Source organism: Paenibacillus harenae DSM 16969, assembly GCF_000422465.1.
Taxonomy (GTDB): Bacteria; Bacillota; Bacilli; order Paenibacillales; family Paenibacillaceae; genus Pristimantibacillus; species Pristimantibacillus harenae.
The window spans coordinates 219,222-235,248 of record NZ_KE383846.1; the positions used below are offsets into that span (position 1 = coordinate 219,222).

Here is a 16,027-nt window from a genome sequence, read left to right on the forward strand (position 1 = left end):
CCTCTGTCACATCCGTTAGAATTTGTTAGGGGAATCGACGGGGATTCAACTCGCACAAACTCATCCACAGACGACCAAAATCATACAAAATCACCTGATAGTAACTTAACGGCTATAGGCAGTTCTGTTTCTGTTGACTTCTTGTCTTAAGGTATTGAACGATATAATGAATATCGGTGATTGAGTTAACGTCCTTATTCAATGAGCCAAATCTCACCATTTTAGGATGATACGGTTTCCTTATCGCATTTTAGCGAGGCAAATCTCACTAGTTTAGGATGATACGGGTTCCTTATCGTATTTAGTGAGGCAAACCTCATTGTTTCTTTCGAGCTACATGCAAGAATAAAAAAGAGTGAGGCTCATCTCGCTCATTCATGAGGATGCCTCATCATTACCCGTTATCGCCTGCTTTAACAAGGGTCCTGCTCTAATCCCTAATTACGATTATCCATAATTCATAGAGTTGCATCATTCCTTAACAACAAAAAAAATCCGGTTCCGCGTCCTCCGACAACGGTCCGGATTTTTCTATATCTTCTAATGGATACTGCCCTTGCTGAACCCTCCGCCCATCACGTCGGACACATGCTCAATCGCGATAAACGCCTTCGCGTCAATGGACTGCACGATCGACTTCAGCTTCGCCAGCTCCAGACGTGACACAACGCAGTAGATGACCTGCGTCTCTTCCTTCGAGTAGCCGCCGCGCGCTTGCATGAGCGTCGTGGAGCGGCCGAGACGATCGATGATAGCCTCCGATATTTCCTCGTACTCGCTCGAAATAATCGTAACCGACTTCGACTCGTCGAGACCCTCGACAACGATATCGATGACTTTAATCGCGATGTAATACGCAAATATCGAGTACATTGCCGAATCCCATTCATACACGAATCCCGCAACGATAAAAATAACGATGTTGAAAATCATAATAACTTGCCCGACCGGCATGCGCGTCTTCTTCGAGATGAGGATCGATACAATCTCTACCCCGTCCAGCGAGCCGCCGAACCGAATGGTCAGGCCGACGCCCGCGCCCAAGATAAGTCCCCCGAATAGCACGGCAAGCAGCTTCTCGTCCGTGAACGCATCCACATGGTGCAGAAGGGTAGTCGTCACGGACATCACAATAATGCCGTACAGCGTCGAGATCGCGAAGGTTTTGCCGATTTGCTTATAACCGAGAATAAGAAAAGGGACGTTCACGACGAATAAATAAAGTCCAAGCGGGAGCGGCGTCAAGTGAGCCAGCATAATGGATATGCCTGCGATTCCTCCGTCAATTACGCTGTTCGGAACAAGAAATAGCTCCAAAGCGACACCCATCATTATCGAACCGATCGTAATGAAAACAAATCTCTTTAAAATTTCTGCAAACGATAATTTTTTATGCGCTTTTGCCAACAAACCGACCTCCGTCTTCAACCAAAATATCCTTTAATTTTAGCATAAAAAGGCGTTTTCTTCAAAAGACTACCTCTCTACAAACGGAAACAGCAGCTTCTGCTTATCGCTCGCATACATATTCTCCTTCGTAATGACCTCCGAACCCGTATCGATTGCCGGCTGCACTTTTTTTCCTTTGCTTAGCTCGATCGCGGTTTTGACCGCCAAATAACCCATATTGAACGGCTTCTGGACGATCGTCGCCTGCAGGACGCCATCCTCGAGGTAAGCGATCTCCTTCATGGAATTATCGAAGCCGATCAGCTTCACCCGCGAGACGGCTTGCCGCTCGATGATCGCCCTCGCCGCCCCTACGACCGTCGGTTCGTTCAGCGCGGCAATGCCTCTCAGCTCCGGCTCCGACCGCAGAAGCTCCAGCGTAAGCCTATAGGCCTGATCCTCCGAGGCGTTGCTGTAAATCGGGGCGAGCGCTTCAAGACCGGGATAGCCTGCCAAGCTGTCGCGCACGCCGCGCTCCCGGTCCATGGCCGTTGCGGAGCCTTGCACGAAATTAATAATCGCCACCGGCCCTTCCCGGTTTGGATCAATGGCATCCGCGAGAAGCTTGCCGGCCTTCCGTCCTCCCTCGTAATTATCCGTTGCGATGAAGCTGCCGGAAATCCCGTCCTTCATGCCCGAATCCACCGTTACGAGCGTAATGCCCGCTTCTACGATTCGTTTCGCCACAGCGGCGATGCGGTTGTAGTCGGTCGCAGCCAAAATAATCGCATCCGGCTTATCGGCAATGGCCTGCTCCAACAGCGCGATTTGCCCTTCGATATCCCACTCCGTCTCCGTTCCCGCCACCGTTACCTGAGCGCCGAACTCTGCAGCCGCCGTATCTACCCCTTGACGCATCACTTCCCAGAACTCGAAGCTGCTGTCGATCGTTTTCGGCACGAACAAAATATGCTTCGCTTGCGGCTTCAGCCTCGTCATTCCCGCATCAAAGGCGAAAGCGGCCAGGACGGCAAGCAGAGCGGCGCCAATAAAAACCCATGTCCATTTCCGCATCATAGCTGCACTCCACTTCCTTCCCCTAACTCCGGCATCCGGAGCGTAACCGTCGTCCCCTCATCCAGCTCGCTGTCGAAGGACAAGCCGTACCGCTCTCCGAAGTTCAGCTGAATGCGGTGGTTGACGTTCTGCAGCCCGAGTCCGCTCGTCGCGGATGCGGCGGCGGCTGCCGATAGAGCTGCCGGGGCCGGACCGGCTCTTCCCTTCGCTATGTTCGCATTCAGCTTCGCTGCGTCCGTGCCTACGCCGTCATCAATGACTTGAAGCTCGATGCCGCCGCCGGTTCTATACCCTTTGATTTGAATATGCCCGGCGTCGGCCTTATTTTTGATCCCGTGGTAAATCGCGTTTTCCACGAGCGGCTGAAGCACGATCTTCAGCATTCGGCAGTCCATAATGGCCGGATCAACCTCGAAGCTGTAGGTGAATTTATTGCGGTAACGGATGCTTTGAATCGTCAGGTAATGCTCGATATGCGCAAGCTCGGAGCGGATCGGGATCAGCTCTTCCCCCTTGCTGATCGTGGAACGAAGCAGCTTGGACAGCGCCGACGTCATCCTGACGCAATCGTCCAGCTTATTCATTTCCGCCATCCAGATGATGGAATCGAGCGTGTTGTATAGAAAATGCGGGTGAATTTGCGCCTGGAGCGCCTTCAGCTCGCTGATCCGCTTATCCTCCTGCTCCTGGACGATTTGACCCATGAGCTCCTTGATTTTGCCCGTCATCAAATTAAAGGTTCGCGCCAGCTTGCCGATCTCATTCGTGCTCTCGATCTCGACCCGCGTGTCGAAATCGCCCTTCTCCACTTTCTTCATATGGCCTTCCAGCCTCTTAATCGGCTTCGTCAGCGTCAAGGACAGCAGAATCGATATCGCCAGCGCGATCACGAGACAGACCGAGCCCCACAGCACCGCGGAAAATTGAATTTGCCGTTTGTCGCCGACAAGCTCCTCCGGGTAATTGACGCCGACGACCTTCCAGCCGTACGGCGAGCTGCGGATCGTATAAATTTTTGTCTTGCCGTCGCTTTCCGCCTCGAAGGAACGGTCGCCGGAGGACTGCAGGATGCGATCGAATTCCTCCGATTTCAACCCGGAATACACAAGCTGCTGCTGCGGATGAAAAATCAAATCGCCGGTCGGATCCAGCAGGAACACATAACCGCGATTTCCCATATGAATTTGCTTGCATAGGTCGTTGATGACGTTGTAGTTCAAATCGACGAGCAGCACGCCGGTATTGCCGTCCGCCGCGGCTTCCGCCTGCCGGCTGATCGATACGACCCAGCGGTATTCGTTCTTGTACACATGCTGAATGCGCGAGGAGGAAATAACCGTCTGCCCGCCGGCTTCTCTCGCCGACTTGTACCAATCCTGATTAAGCAGCTCATAATAGTCCTTCAGTACCGCGTCGCTGCGGCCCGAGACGAGCGCGCCGTTCGTGCCGATGAACACGATGGAGGCGATATCGCCCCGCGATTCCGCGATGGACCGGAAGAAGCCGCTTGCTTGCTTCGTCAGAGCAAGCCCTTCCGGATCGTAAGGATCGGGCAGCCGCATCAGCTTCTGCAAGCCCTCATCCCGTATCGCCAGCTCCGATATGCTCTCCATATTGCCGATATACGTCTGAATATTCGTATTCACCTGCCCGATCAGCTGCTCCGTATAGGCGTAGGAATTATCCTTCACGGCATCCGAGGAGAGCAGATACGTATTTGCGCTTAGAATAACGGTCGTACAAATAATAAGGCTGGAGAAGGCAATCGCGATATTCGTATGGATGCTTTTAAATTGAAAGAAAGGCCGTCTCCTCATTACGCCCCATTCTCCTTCGTCCCTGCCCTGTACTCCTTCGGCGTCATCCCCGTATTCCTCTTAAAAATAACGCTAAAATATTGCGGGTCCGCATATCCGACGCGTTCCGCGATATCATATGCCTTTAGCCCGGTTGCGGCAAGCAGTTCCTTCGCCTTGTTCAGGCGAAGGCGGGTCAGGTATTCGACAAAGGTATCGCCCGTGTGCTGCTTGAATAAGGCGCTGAAGTAGCTCGGGCTGAGGTATACGTGCCGGCACACCTGCTGCAGCGACAGCTCCGGGCTGCCGTAATGATCGTTGATGTACAGCAACGCATCCTCCAGCTGCGAATGGTTCCTGTTCGTTCGCTGTTCCGACAGGAACGAGATGACGCTGCGGCACAGCTCCTCCAGCCAGCCTTTCATTTGATCAACCGATTTCAGCGGCGGAATGCGGGCGTAGGGATCTTCGCCCAGCAGCTTGGAATCGTCGAAGCCCGTCTGCGAGATGACGTTAATGAAAGCGGCCATGACGCGGTGCAGGCAGCCATAGCAGCTGCTCTCCGCCGCCCCCGACCTCTTCAGCTCTGAGAACCAGTCGTCCAAAACAGCGGCGGCCTGATCGGCTTTCGCCGTTTTTACCGCTGCCAGCAGCCTCTTCTCAAACTCATAATAAGCCGATGAGCTGATTCGCTTGCCGTATTCGACGTCATGAATCGAGATCATATTGCCTTTGCCCAGCAGAAAACGGTACTCAAGCGCGGAGCAAGCTTCCTGGTAAGAAACCCTCAGCTCCGACTTCAATTGACAAATGCGGCCGATGCCGGCCGTTGTTTCTCGTTTCAGATACTTTTGCACGGCCTGCGCTATATGCGAGGCGAGCCGCTGGGCTTGCGCTTCGATGCTCTCCGCTGGGCCTCCAAGCAAAGCAGCCACTTTATCGTCGCGGGTTTGAAAGACGATGCCGGCTTGCTCCTCTTCTATAATTTCCTGCGCAATGTTGAACAAGGCGAAGCGAAGCAGCTCGGCAGCCCCGGACGCTTCCGTCCCGGACGGCCCGCCCGCTTCCTCCAATTCGAACAGCACGGTCAAATAAGCCGGGCCTTCCAGCGTTAAGTGGAAGTACTGCAGCTTCCGGACGATGTCGCTTTCCGCCATCGGCACGGTTACCAGCTTATCCAGGAAGCGCTCGCGCAGCAGCGGGAAGCTTTCATTAAGCCGCCGCCGAAGCAGCGACATATCTTCCATTCGCGCCTGCTCCTCATCCAGCTCGCGTTTCATTTTCATCAGAAATTGCGTAAACTCGCGTAAATTGATCGGCTTCAGCAAATATTCGGTAACCTTAAGCTTGATTGCCCGCTTCGCATAATCAAAATCCTCGTACCCGGTTAAAATGACGATTTTAAGCTCCCGATACGCTGCGCTAATAAGCGCAGCAAGCTCCAGACCGTCCATATACGGCATATTGATGTCGGTAATAACGACGTCGGGGCGATGCCTTTCGACTGCTTCAAGGGCGTCCCTCCCGTTACTGTAGTCGCCGACCAGCTCGAAACCGCAGCTCTCCCAGTCCGTGAGCTGCTTTACGCCTTCTCTTACTTCATCCTCGTCGTCGACGATTATGATTTTGTACATGTGGCCGCCCCTCCTCTCCCATCATTTCGATAGCGCTTACAAAATTCCCTTCATCGATTCGGTGGATATTCCTGGACAACAGCAAAGCAGTAGGCCTGATTTGCATCGCTGGCCTACTGCTTTGTTATATAAGTTGAACAAAATGATTGCCATAAGCCGATATCGCTGCGAGAGTAAATCATTCTTACGATCGCTGTTCTTCGTTCCTCCAGAACGACTTGCTCTCTCCGCTCCGCGCTATCGTTTCTTTCGTTCAACTTAAATCGTTTTTCAATTTATTCGTACAGAAGCGGCTTGATCGCATCGGAATCCATATTCGTCTTGTCATACCAGTGGAAACCGGTATCGATCACCGGTTCGACCTGCTCGCCGTTAATCGCCTGCACGGCCGCCTTCACCGACCAGTAGCCGATGCCGATCGGATCCTGCGTAATCGCTCCGGCCATCGTGCCGTTCTTGATGGCGTCCATCTGCAGCTTGCCGGAATCGTAGCCGATCACCGTAATTTTGCCTTGCTTGCCAAGCTCCGTCACGGCATTAACGACACCGATCGCCGAGCCTTCGTTAGCGCCGAAGAAGCCCTTCAGATCAGGGTGCGCCTGCATAATCGCCTTCGCAAGGTCGGTCGATTTGAGCTGATCGCCCGCGCCGTATTGAATATCGACGATTTGAATATCCGGATATTTCTCTTTGACCCGGTTCACGAAACCGTCGCGGCGGTCGATGCCGGTGCGGCTTGTCTGGTCATGCACGATGAGCGCAACCTCGCCCGCATGGCCGATCAGCTCGGCCATTTTGTCCGCCGCAAGCGCCGCTGCCGCAATGTTGTCCGTCGCCGCCGTCGTGACCGGAATATCGCTGTCCACGCCGGAGTCGAAGCCGACGACCGGTATATGGCTTGATTTGGCCTTCTCCAGCAGCGGGATCGACGCCTTGCTGTCCAGCGCCGCGAACGCGATCGCGTTCGGCTTCTTATCGAGCGCCGCCTGCAGCATCTCGATTTGTTTGTCCACCTGCGATTCGGTCTCCGGTCCTTCGAACGTTATTTCCACATCAAGCTCAGCCGCCGCCTTCTCCGCGCCTTGCTTGACCGCCTGCCAGAACTGATGCTGGAACCCTTTGGAGATGACCGGAATGTACAGCTTCTTATCGCCTTCCGCCTCCTTCGAATCGTTCGCGCCTGCCGAAGCCGGTTCATTCGCGCCTTTGTTCCCGCCGTTATTGGTATTATTCGTGCCGCATGCGCTAAGCGCCATGGTTGACACTAGAAGAAAAACTGCCATGAGCATCCACTTATTTCTTTTCAAAATTCGATCTCCCCTTACCTGTATTGGATTGTATGCAATCTCTTCCGGCCCGTTCGGCCGTCCGAGAGCAATACCGCTGCTCACTTCTTGCGCCGCCGCAAAATATCCGCGTAAACCGCCCCGATAACGACGATGCCGACAATGACGACCTGCCATTCCTGCGGTACGGACAAGATGCGCAAGCCGTTCGTCAGCACGCTCATAATGAGCGCCCCGATGACCGTTCCCAGGATCGAGCCCTGTCCGCCGCTCAACGAGGTACCGCCGATGACGACCGCCGCTATCGCTTCCAGCTCATAGCCGGAGCCGAGCGCGGGCTGCGCCGAATTGAGGCGCGACGCCATCATAATGCCGGCGATTCCGGCAAATGCGCCGGTAATGACATAAATGATGATTTTCCAGAAGGTGACGTTTACGCCGGACAGCCTGGTCGCTTCCTCGTTGCTGCCAAGCGCGAAGTTATAGCGCCCGATAATCGTCTTCGACAGCACGATGCTGGCAATGACCGCGAGGCCGAAGAAAATGAATACCGCGTAAGGAACTTTGAGCACCGTGCCCATCGCTAGTTTCGCAAAAGCCGGGGTATCGTTGAAATAAATCGGCTTCGTGCCGGATACGACAAGCGATAGTCCCTTCGTAACCATCATCATGCCGAGCGTCGCGATAAAAGGCGGAATATTCATCTTCGCAACCAGCCAGCCGCTAATGAATCCGCACAGCGCGCCGGTCAGAATGCCGCCCGCAATGCCGAGCGGAATCGGCAAGCCCCAGAAGGTAATGACGACGCCCGTCATCACCGACGCGAAAGTCATGACCGTGCCGACCGACAGGTCGATGCCTCCCGTAATAATGACGAAGGTCGAGCCAAGCGCCAGCACGCCGATAACGGCGGTCGACAGCATAATGCCGATCAAATTATCGAAGCGGAAAAAGTTAGGCGACGATAAGGAGAAGAACACGACCAACAGGATCAAGCTGGCAAAGGCCAGCAGCTTCTGCGCCGCCCCTGTTTTTATGGCAACGGGCTTTCGTACTTCGGCTAGTTTCATTTCGCTATCTCCCCTGCTCGCATGGTTGCATATTTCATGATGGATTCCTGGGTCGCTTCCTCGCTGCTGAGCTCGCCGGTAATGCGCCCCTCGCACATGACGACAATGCGATGGCTCATCCGCAATATTTCCGGAAGCTCCGAAGAGATCATGATGATCGATTTCCCTTGCCGCACCAGCTCATCCAGCAGCTTGTAAATTTCGGATTTCGCGCCGACATCAATACCCCGCGTAGGTTCATCGATCATAAGGATCTGGCAATCGCGCGTCAGCCACTTGCCGATGACGACCTTCTGCTGATTGCCGCCCGATAGAAATTTCACCCGCTGATCGATGCTCGGCGTCTTGATTTTGAGCGATTCCACATACGCCTCGGCGTTTCGCTCCATGCCCGCTTGCTTCATCCATCCGGCGGAGCTTCGGAAGCTCCGGTACGACGCGATCGATATATTCGTCTTCACGTCCATATCAACGAGCAGCCCGTACCGCTTCCGGTCCTCCGATAAGTAGCCGATGCCGTACCGTACGGCGTCCTTCGGGGCTTTGATGCTCGCCTTCCTCCCGTTTACGATAATCTCGCCCGAGTCGATCCGGTCCGCGCCGAATATCGCCCTCGCCACCTCCGTCCGTCCCGCCCCCATCAGACCGGCGAAGCCGACGATCTCGCCCTTGTTCAGATGGAAGGATACGTCCTTCACGGCGCTGCCGCGGTTTAAGCCTCTCACCTCCAGCACTTTGGCCTGCTTCGTCCCGGCGCTGATGCTCGGCTTGCTCACGCTGTAGATTTGCCGCCCGACCATCATGGCGATAATCTCGTCAACGGATACGGCGTCCGTGCGCACCGTATCGACATAGCAGCCGTCGCGCATGACCGTAATGCGGTCGGTGATCCGTTTCAGCTCCTCCATGCGGTGCGAAATGTAGACGATGCCGACCCCCTGCTCCTTCAGCTGTCCGATCATGCGAAACAGCTCGTCGATCTCGGCATTCGTCAGCGCCGCCGTAGGCTCATCCATTATGAGCACCCCCGACTTATAAGAAAGCGCTTTCGCAATTTCAACCATTTGCTGCTTCGCTACGGTCAGCTCGGACACGAGCGTGCGCGGGTCAAGGTTCAGGTTCATTTGCCGGAACAGGATCTTCGTCCGTTCGTTCAGCTCTTTATCATTCAGGAACAAAGGAAGGGCAGCCCTCGGCTCTCTTCCGATAAATATATTTTGCGCAACCGTCAAATCCGGCATCAGCTGCAGCTCCTGATGGATAATGCCGATGCCCATGCTCTGCGCCGCTTTCGTATTGGCAATCTCCACTTCCTTGCCTTTATAAACGATGCGGCCTTCATCCTTCGTATAGACGCCGGTTAAAATTTTCATCATCGTCGACTTGCCGGCCCCGTTCTCGCCGACCAGCGCGTGCACCTCTCCGGCTTGCAGCTCGAAGCGGCATTGATCCAGCGCCAGAACGCCGGGGAATTGCTTGCTGATGCCGTCCATTGACACGAGTATCTGACTCATCGCTTCCACCCCAAATCGGTTTGTGTGCCCATTGTATGACGAATCGGAATCGGAATATAGGGAGAAACCTCCTGAAAAAAGTAGAGAATTTTACGATGATGCGGGCTGTACAAACAAAAAAAAGCCCGGAGCATGAAGATCATGTTCCGGACCGTTATACGCGGACTATGAGGTGCGGTCAATCGCTTAAAGCCATTGGTTATATTGCTCGTGTACCGTTTCTTTTGCGATCTGTCTTTTTTGCAAAATGCCTGTAGGGACTATCGTGTTGTATTTCTTGATTTTTATATTGATGTCTGCAATTTCCCGGTTCCAGTCATTATCGTTGTTTGGAAGATTGGCTAGCACCATGCGGATTTGCTCTCTTATTTCTTGCTGCAGCTGCAGCCAGTCGGGCAGAACGTTCGCATTTTTGAGTATGCCGGTGAAGACATCGCCCGATTCGATATGGAGCGGCTTTCCTTTGCCCGGGAGATGGTCGAACGCTCCCTTTTTCTGCTGCTCCTTGTACATTTCATCAATCCAGTGGCTCTGCGATCCATTCGTATTCCAATATTGAGTCTGCTGAAGCGTTGATTCGGCAGACACACCGGCGTCTTCCTGCGGGGTATCCGTCTCTACTCTGACATCAGCTTGAGGTTGAGTGTTGTCCGATACAGTTTTCAAGTTATCATGGTCGTCGTTGCTTGCAGAAAAATGATTGTTCTTCTTTTTGAACCAAAGAAACATTCCTTTCCCCTCCACACCCGTGATGAAATTATCATACTTGAAAAAGCGGAAGCTGCCGCTGAAGTTGTGTGACTATTCTGTGAATTTGGTCCGCAGCTATTAAGCATGCCCATTTCTCAGCATAGAGGGTGGACTTACAGTACAGCGATATGATTTGTGTGGGCGATCATGAAGAAAAGACGTCTCTACATCGATCAAGAATATCATCTAACCTTTTGTCTTTTGACTCACGTGCGTTTCTGCCTTGTCTCTTCACAGCCATAATCGCTTCCTCATTCGACATTCCACGGTAGCTCACGAGCCAGGCCGCAAGAACGTGACCTGTTCGACCGATCCCGCCTGAGCAATGAACGACCGTTTTCTCTTGTTGCTGTTCTGCCTCAGCTAAATATGGCACAATCTGATCGATGAGTTTCACCTCTTCTGCTAGGTGGAAATCCTCAATAGGAACCCAAAGCACGTTGTTTTTACCAAACATCTGGCGGTAGGTCCCAAGCAAATCGTCATAAGCGGACAATTGGCGGGGAGGTAATAAACAAAGAACGCGAGTGATGCCTTGTGCATGCATAAAGGCAATCCACCTCTCCACCAACACAGAAGAAACTCGAGAGAATGGAAAACCAGGGCGACGCGCTCCAAAAACGAATTGCTCCTGTTCATATGCAGCGGTGAAGCTACGCTGTGGATCACTCATCCACCCAGCGAGTTTCGTGAAGATCGTATTCATTTGAAAGCTGTCTCCTGTTATAGTCAATGGGACTGCCTAGTAACGTAAAGCATCATATGGCAATCCCTTGTCGACTTGTTAATTTTTATTTTTATTCCTAGTTAGATATCCCATTATTGAACAAGATCAGCGGCGCTCTCCGAAGTGGGTACTTTTCCTTCCAAATAATACTGGAATACGGGGTTTAGCATCTCGGTCAGCTGTTCAAGAGGAATCGCAGAAAGTGCCTCGCTTCGCAGTAAATTGCGCACTACCGCCAAGCCGATAAGTTGAGATAAGACAAACTCTGCTCTTAATTGCGGGCTAGAGGCTGTTATTAGCATTGCCATTGGCTGAACTATATCTTGATCAAGCAGTTTGCGAAGCGAAGAAGAGGCATCGGGATTGGCCAAGGTACGCATGATGATCAACATGGGATCGTTCGGATCGTGCTTGTCCCATTCGGGAACCTGCGAATTCAGCATTCTCTCTCCTAAAGTTGTTATTTCCCCCTCAAAAACATTGGATGGACATATTCCGACACTCGTTAGTGCGCTAAGGAAAAGCTCTTCCTTGGATCCGAAGTACCGGATAACCAAGGCGGCATCAATCCCCGCTCTGGCAGCGATTTTACGGACAGTTACCCGCTCATAGCTGTCTTGGGAGAATAATGCGCGTGCCGCCAAAAGAATTTGTTGACGAGTAGCTTCGGAATCGCGTGTGTTTTTGCGGGATGAATGTTTCTGATCGCTCATTTCCATATTCCCCCTTCGATCTTTAGTTACGGATTGTATGCAATTTATTTTAACACAAAATTTTGTCAACGAGTGTTGACATGTAAATATTGGATAATCTACAATGGGTTATATCAACATGCGTTGACTTATTTGAATTTTTAAAACTAATTCGTTATGGGAAAGAGGAGATCGACATGTTGGAAAAAGAAATTATTGTAGTTGGAGGAGGGTTGGCCGGCTTGACCGCTTCCCTATTTTTAGCAAGAGCTGGCTGCACCGTTACACTTTTCGAACGGTCAACCGGATTGGGCGGGCGAGGAACGACGAAAGATTTACGTGGATTTCGATTCAATTTAGGGCCTCATTCGTTTTACCTCGATGAAAAAGTAACGTCTATACTTAATGAAATCGGCATCAAATACGCCGGCCAATCTCCGGATCGTTCAAAACAGCTCATGGAGCTTAATGGGAAATTGCAGAAGTTTCCCAACACCCTCCCATCTATTTTGCAAAATGAAGTGTTGGAGGAAGAATCGAAAGAAGAAATCGTGAAACTTCTCTCCGGCCTACAGCAACTGGATACATCAAGATGGCGCGGAAAATCCGTCCAGGAATGGATGGCGTCCTCTATCTCTCATCCTCAGACGCGGTTATTCGTGGAGAGTGCCTTGCGGCTTGCTTCTTATAGCGCCTCTCCCGAGCTTGTTGATGCGGAGTTTTTTCTGAATCTTTTACGCTCCATGCCCGATGTTTGGTATTTGGATCATGGCTGGGGTACAATCATTGACGGCCTGGAACAAGCTGCTCGGGCAACGGGGGTCCGAATAGTTGTTAATGCCAAAGTGAGTCGCATTCATGAGACGGGACATGGATACCAACTGTCATTGTCCGACGGTTCTGTACATTCGGCATCTTCCGTTATCTTGGCGGTTCCCCCCGCGGTTGTTTCGAAATTGCTGGAAGAAACCGAGTTTCCGGAGCTTCGAAATTGGACGGACGAGACAATACCGATTTATGTGGCAGCATTAAATGTGGCCTTAAAGCGCTTGCCTAATCCGGAACAGCCGTTTGTGCTTGGTTTTGACACTCCTTATTACTATTCTGCTCATTCAGATGTTGCCAAACTCGCTCCCGACGAAGGAGCGATGATCCATCTAATGAAATATATCAGACCCGAAGAAACAAACCATCCCGCTTCCACCCGTAACGAACTGGGCAAGTGGCTGGATTCGCTTCAGCCCGGCTGGCGGGATTTGATCGTCGAAGAGCAGTTCCTTCCGAACATAATGGTGGCCGGCGATGTCGTACAGGCAAAGCGTGGAGGCCTCGCCGGTCGGTTTGGGCCAAAAGTTCCCGGTACTAAGAAGCTCTATGTTGCAGGCGACTGGACGGGAAATGAAGCTCAATTGGCCAATGCCAGCATTACTAGTGCCTATCGCGCCGCATCGATGATTTTGGAAGGATATGAACTTTGAACGTTCGGTTACTCTCCCGTGACCCCAAAAAAATATATCCTTTCTTGTCTTTCAAAAAAAACAGTCCGGTACATTATCGTTCCGGACTGTCTTATTTATTTACACCGCTGCTTCTTCCTGTCTCTGCACAAGCGCCTTACTCTGCCACGCCTTGCTTCGCCAGCGCAATAACAGGATTAGTCCGCGCAGCCATTCGTCCATAATAAACGCCGCCCAGAAGCCAAGCAGGCCGTAGCCTAAATGAATGCCGAGCAGATAGGTCATCGGAACGCTGAACAGCCAGCTGACGGATACGGCTCCGATCATGGCGAACCGCGCGTCGCCCGCCGCCGCGAGCGAGCGTTCGATGATGATGTTGAAGTTGCGGCCCGGCTCAAGGAGCAATCCGAGCAGCAGAAGCGCTGCGCCCATCTTGATAATCGACTCGTCATCCGTAAACAGCCCAAGAAGCGGCACGCGGAATATCGCGATGACGGCCGCGGCGGCGAGCGTAATCAGCATGCTTGCGCGCAGATTTTGATAGACGGCCCGATAGGCTTCCTCCCGCTCGCCGGCCCCAATCATATGTCCGATGATGATCTGCCCGCCCCGGCCGATGGAAATTGCTAGAATCATAACAAGAAACACGAGATTCATCGTATAGACCCTCGTTGTGAGAGCCGCCGTCCCCAATGTTGCGATGAGCGCGGTCGTCACGAACTGGCTTGCGGAATACGAGCAGTTGTTGACCGACGAAGGCAAGCCGACGCGCAGCACCTTATCGACATGCTCCTTCGTCCAGCGCGTCAGATGCGCCCAGGTAATATGAACGCCGGCCACTCTCCGCAGGATGACGAAATTGACGGCCAGACCGATCAGCTGGGCGATTGCCGTAGAGAAGGCGACGCCGGTCACGCCAAATTTCGGAAAGCCGAACGGTCCGTAGATGACCAGGTAGTTGCCTAACAAGTTCAGCACGTTCATGCCGATGGTCACGACCATCGTATGCCTCGTAAATCCGTGCGACTGGATGATGGCCGTCACGACGGTCAACACCCCTTGAATGACAAGCGCCGCTCCGGCAATTTGGAGGAAGCTATGTCCGATCTCGAATACAGACGGGTCCAGTTTGAAGATGTGCAGCAGCGGAACGCTAAAGCTGACGATCAACGCGCTGATCAGAAGGCCGAACAAAAAATTGATCGCCACCGATGCCGATGCCAGCCGGCCGATTTCCTGATTGCGGCGCGCGCCAAGGTATTGTGTAATGACGACCGCCGACCCGACCGCAATTACGTTGAACAGAAGCACGCCGAACATAATGATTTGGTTCGCGACGCCGACGGCTGCGACCGCCTCGTCCGACACTCTGCTCAGCATGAACGTATCGGAGATGCGCAGGAACATCTGCAGCGCCGACTCTACGAAAATCGGCCAAGTCAGCGCAAAAAGAGTTAATTTGGCAGTTGTCCTGCTCCCCTTCACCATTGGCTTAACCGGCAGTGTGGACCGAAAAGGCGGCTTTGGCCTTCTCCAGTCCCTGCTTCGCGATCTCCAGCGCGGAGCGGCTGCCGAAGTCTTCGATGAACAGCTCGAGCGATAGAAAACCTCCATAGCCAGAGGCATGCAGCAGCTGAGCAATGCGGCTGGACGGAGCGATGCCGTCGCCCGGGAATACCCGGTCTTTGTCGGCGATTACTGCGCATGCCGGCTCTGCCGGATAGTCATTCACATGAACGATTCCGATCCGGTCGCCGTTCAGGAAGCCGATCCCTTCAAAGTCGCTGCCGCCGGTGTACATGTGGAACGGATCCAGCAGCAGCTTGGCATCCGCGACGCCGCTCTGCATCGCGACGTAGACCGCTTCGCTCAGCCGGTTCAGCTTGCTGGCCCGGCCCCAGAACTCGAGATACGGCTCGACGCCGATGCCGCGCGACAGCTCCGCCAGCTTCGCGAACTGCTCGGCCATATCGTCGAGCGATACGCTTGCAACGCTGCCGAACGGCGGAGCCGCTGCGGCAGCGCAGCCCAGCTCGGCGAGCAGCTCCAGCTCGCGCTTGGCATGCTCGAAGCCCTTGCTGCGGGCTGCTGCATCCGAGTCGGCCCATGACCAGAAGGCAATGGCGTTCACTACGGCAATGCCTGAGCTTTCGACTCGGCGCCGCAGCTCCGCCAGCTTGCCTCCGCCTTCCAGGTACGCATCGATGTCGCGTACCCACAGCTCGATGCCCGCGTAACCGGCTTCTGCGGCGATGGCAATTTGCTCCTCTACGCCAAGCTTATAAGGAAACAGCGTCGAGGAGTTCAGGGACAGCTTGAATGGAAATATCATTTAGATACGCCTTCTTTCTTTACGAGCTTGCACTCGAATTAACTAATTAAGGGAAAATGTCCTGTTAAATCAGCTCATTAGTTCGTGAGCAGGTTTTTAACAGGAATTAGGATTCTATCAAAAATGTAGTCTCTTCATAAGAAACCCTGGCTAATATCTTTGTATTCCTTCAAATCAATTCCAGTAAACAAATACCCTAGATTTGAATCGTCCTAGAATCGCCACCCGGGTGAAATGAACGGCACTTTTACCTTTGATTCGCCCAATAGTCGCCATACGAGTGAAATAAACGGCACTTTTACC

General features: G+C 52.9%; 13 protein-coding genes. 1 reads left to right on the forward strand and 12 read right to left on the reverse strand.

The genetic code is table 11. The annotated features are described in order from the left end of the window. Positions 1-540 precede the first annotated feature (540 nt). From H581_RS0131465 to H581_RS0131510, 10 genes are all read right to left on the reverse strand, one after another. Positions 541-1,407, reverse strand: coding sequence for a YitT family protein (locus H581_RS0131465; protein ID WP_029192717.1), 867 nt, complete (start codon positions 1,405-1,407; stop codon positions 541-543). 69 nt (positions 1,408-1,476) lie between these two features. Continuing rightward, positions 1,477-2,466, reverse strand: a complete 990-nt coding sequence (locus H581_RS0131470; RefSeq protein ID WP_156889743.1) for a substrate-binding domain-containing protein — start codon at positions 2,464-2,466, stop codon at positions 1,477-1,479. Next, positions 2,463-4,283 carry a cache domain-containing sensor histidine kinase gene (locus H581_RS0131475; protein ID WP_029192719.1) on the reverse strand — a complete coding sequence of 607 codons (1,821 nt, stop codon included), beginning with the start codon at positions 4,281-4,283 and terminating at the stop codon, positions 2,463-2,465. The genes H581_RS0131470 and H581_RS0131475 overlap by 4 nt, the downstream gene beginning before the upstream one ends. Then, positions 4,283-5,896 (reverse strand): response regulator transcription factor, encoded by a 1,614-nt coding sequence (locus H581_RS0131480; protein ID WP_029192720.1) that lies wholly within the window; start codon positions 5,894-5,896, stop codon positions 4,283-4,285. Before H581_RS0131480 ends, H581_RS0131475 begins: the two co-directional genes overlap by 1 nt. Before the next feature lie 275 nt (positions 5,897-6,171). Then, a complete protein-coding gene (locus H581_RS0131485) occupies positions 6,172-7,203 on the reverse strand; it encodes an ABC transporter substrate-binding protein (RefSeq protein ID WP_029192721.1) in 1,032 nt (343 codons plus the stop codon). Between the two features lie 80 nt (positions 7,204-7,283). After that, positions 7,284-8,252, reverse strand: coding sequence for an ABC transporter permease (locus H581_RS0131490; protein WP_029192722.1), 969 nt, complete (start codon positions 8,250-8,252; stop codon positions 7,284-7,286). Further along, entirely contained in the window at positions 8,249-9,766 is a 1,518-nt protein-coding gene (locus H581_RS0131495; RefSeq protein ID WP_029192723.1) for a sugar ABC transporter ATP-binding protein, read from the reverse strand. The genes H581_RS0131490 and H581_RS0131495 overlap by 4 nt, the downstream gene beginning before the upstream one ends. A 186-nt stretch (positions 9,767-9,952) precedes the next feature. Continuing rightward, positions 9,953-10,495 carry a DnaJ family domain-containing protein gene (locus tag H581_RS36805; RefSeq protein ID WP_051251509.1) on the reverse strand — a complete coding sequence of 181 codons (543 nt, stop codon included), beginning with the start codon at positions 10,493-10,495 and terminating at the stop codon, positions 9,953-9,955. Positions 10,496-10,661: 166 nt separating this feature from the next. After that, a complete protein-coding gene (locus tag H581_RS36050; RefSeq protein ID WP_084134893.1) occupies positions 10,662-11,222 on the reverse strand; it encodes a protein-tyrosine phosphatase family protein in 561 nt (186 codons plus the stop codon). A gap of 113 nt (positions 11,223-11,335) precedes the next feature. Continuing rightward, positions 11,336-11,956, reverse strand: a complete 621-nt coding sequence (locus tag H581_RS0131510; protein ID WP_029192725.1) for a TetR/AcrR family transcriptional regulator — start codon at positions 11,954-11,956, stop codon at positions 11,336-11,338. Between the two features lie 89 nt (positions 11,957-12,045). Between H581_RS0131510 and H581_RS0131515 the strand changes: the two genes are divergently transcribed. Continuing rightward, positions 12,046-13,413, forward strand: a complete 1,368-nt coding sequence (locus H581_RS0131515; RefSeq protein WP_281169594.1) for a phytoene desaturase family protein — start codon at positions 12,046-12,048, stop codon at positions 13,411-13,413. Positions 13,414-13,512: 99 nt separating this feature from the next. Here the strand turns inward: H581_RS0131515 and H581_RS0131520 are convergent, their stop codons facing one another. Together H581_RS0131520 and H581_RS36055 are read right to left on the reverse strand one after the other, a co-directional pair. Continuing rightward, on the reverse strand, positions 13,513-14,880 hold the full coding sequence (locus H581_RS0131520; RefSeq protein WP_029192727.1) for an MATE family efflux transporter: 1,368 nt from the start codon (positions 14,878-14,880) through the stop codon (positions 13,513-13,515). Positions 14,881-14,884: 4 nt separating this feature from the next. Beyond that, positions 14,885-15,724: a sugar phosphate isomerase/epimerase family protein gene (locus H581_RS36055; RefSeq protein ID WP_051251510.1), complete on the reverse strand. Its 840-nt coding sequence runs from the start codon at positions 15,722-15,724 to the stop codon at positions 14,885-14,887. Positions 15,725-16,027: the final 303 nt, after the last annotated feature.

Excerpts from the sequence above, each read along its gene's own strand:
- H581_RS0131470 (WP_156889743.1), bottom strand. The coding sequence starts at position 2,466 with ATGATGCGGAAATGGACATGGGTTTTTATTGGCGCCGCTCTGCTTGCC.
- H581_RS0131475 (WP_029192719.1), bottom strand. The coding sequence starts at position 4,283 with ATGAGGAGACGGCCTTTCTTTCAATTTAAAAGCATCCATACGAATATC.
- H581_RS0131480 (WP_029192720.1), bottom strand. The coding sequence starts at position 5,896 with ATGTACAAAATCATAATCGTCGACGACGAGGATGAAGTAAGAGAAGGC.
- H581_RS0131490 (WP_029192722.1), bottom strand. The coding sequence starts at position 8,252 with ATGAAACTAGCCGAAGTACGAAAGCCCGTTGCCATAAAAACAGGGGCG.
- H581_RS0131495 (WP_029192723.1), bottom strand. The coding sequence starts at position 9,766 with ATGAGTCAGATACTCGTGTCAATGGACGGCATCAGCAAGCAATTCCCC.
- H581_RS36805 (WP_051251509.1), bottom strand. The coding sequence starts at position 10,495 with ATGTTTCTTTGGTTCAAAAAGAAGAACAATCATTTTTCTGCAAGCAAC.
- H581_RS36050 (WP_084134893.1), bottom strand. The coding sequence starts at position 11,222 with ATGAATACGATCTTCACGAAACTCGCTGGGTGGATGAGTGATCCACAG.
- H581_RS0131510 (WP_029192725.1), bottom strand. The coding sequence starts at position 11,956 with ATGAGCGATCAGAAACATTCATCCCGCAAAAACACACGCGATTCCGAA.
- H581_RS0131520 (WP_029192727.1), bottom strand. The coding sequence starts at position 14,880 with ATGGTGAAGGGGAGCAGGACAACTGCCAAATTAACTCTTTTTGCGCTG.
- H581_RS36055 (WP_051251510.1), bottom strand. The coding sequence starts at position 15,724 with ATGATATTTCCATTCAAGCTGTCCCTGAACTCCTCGACGCTGTTTCCT.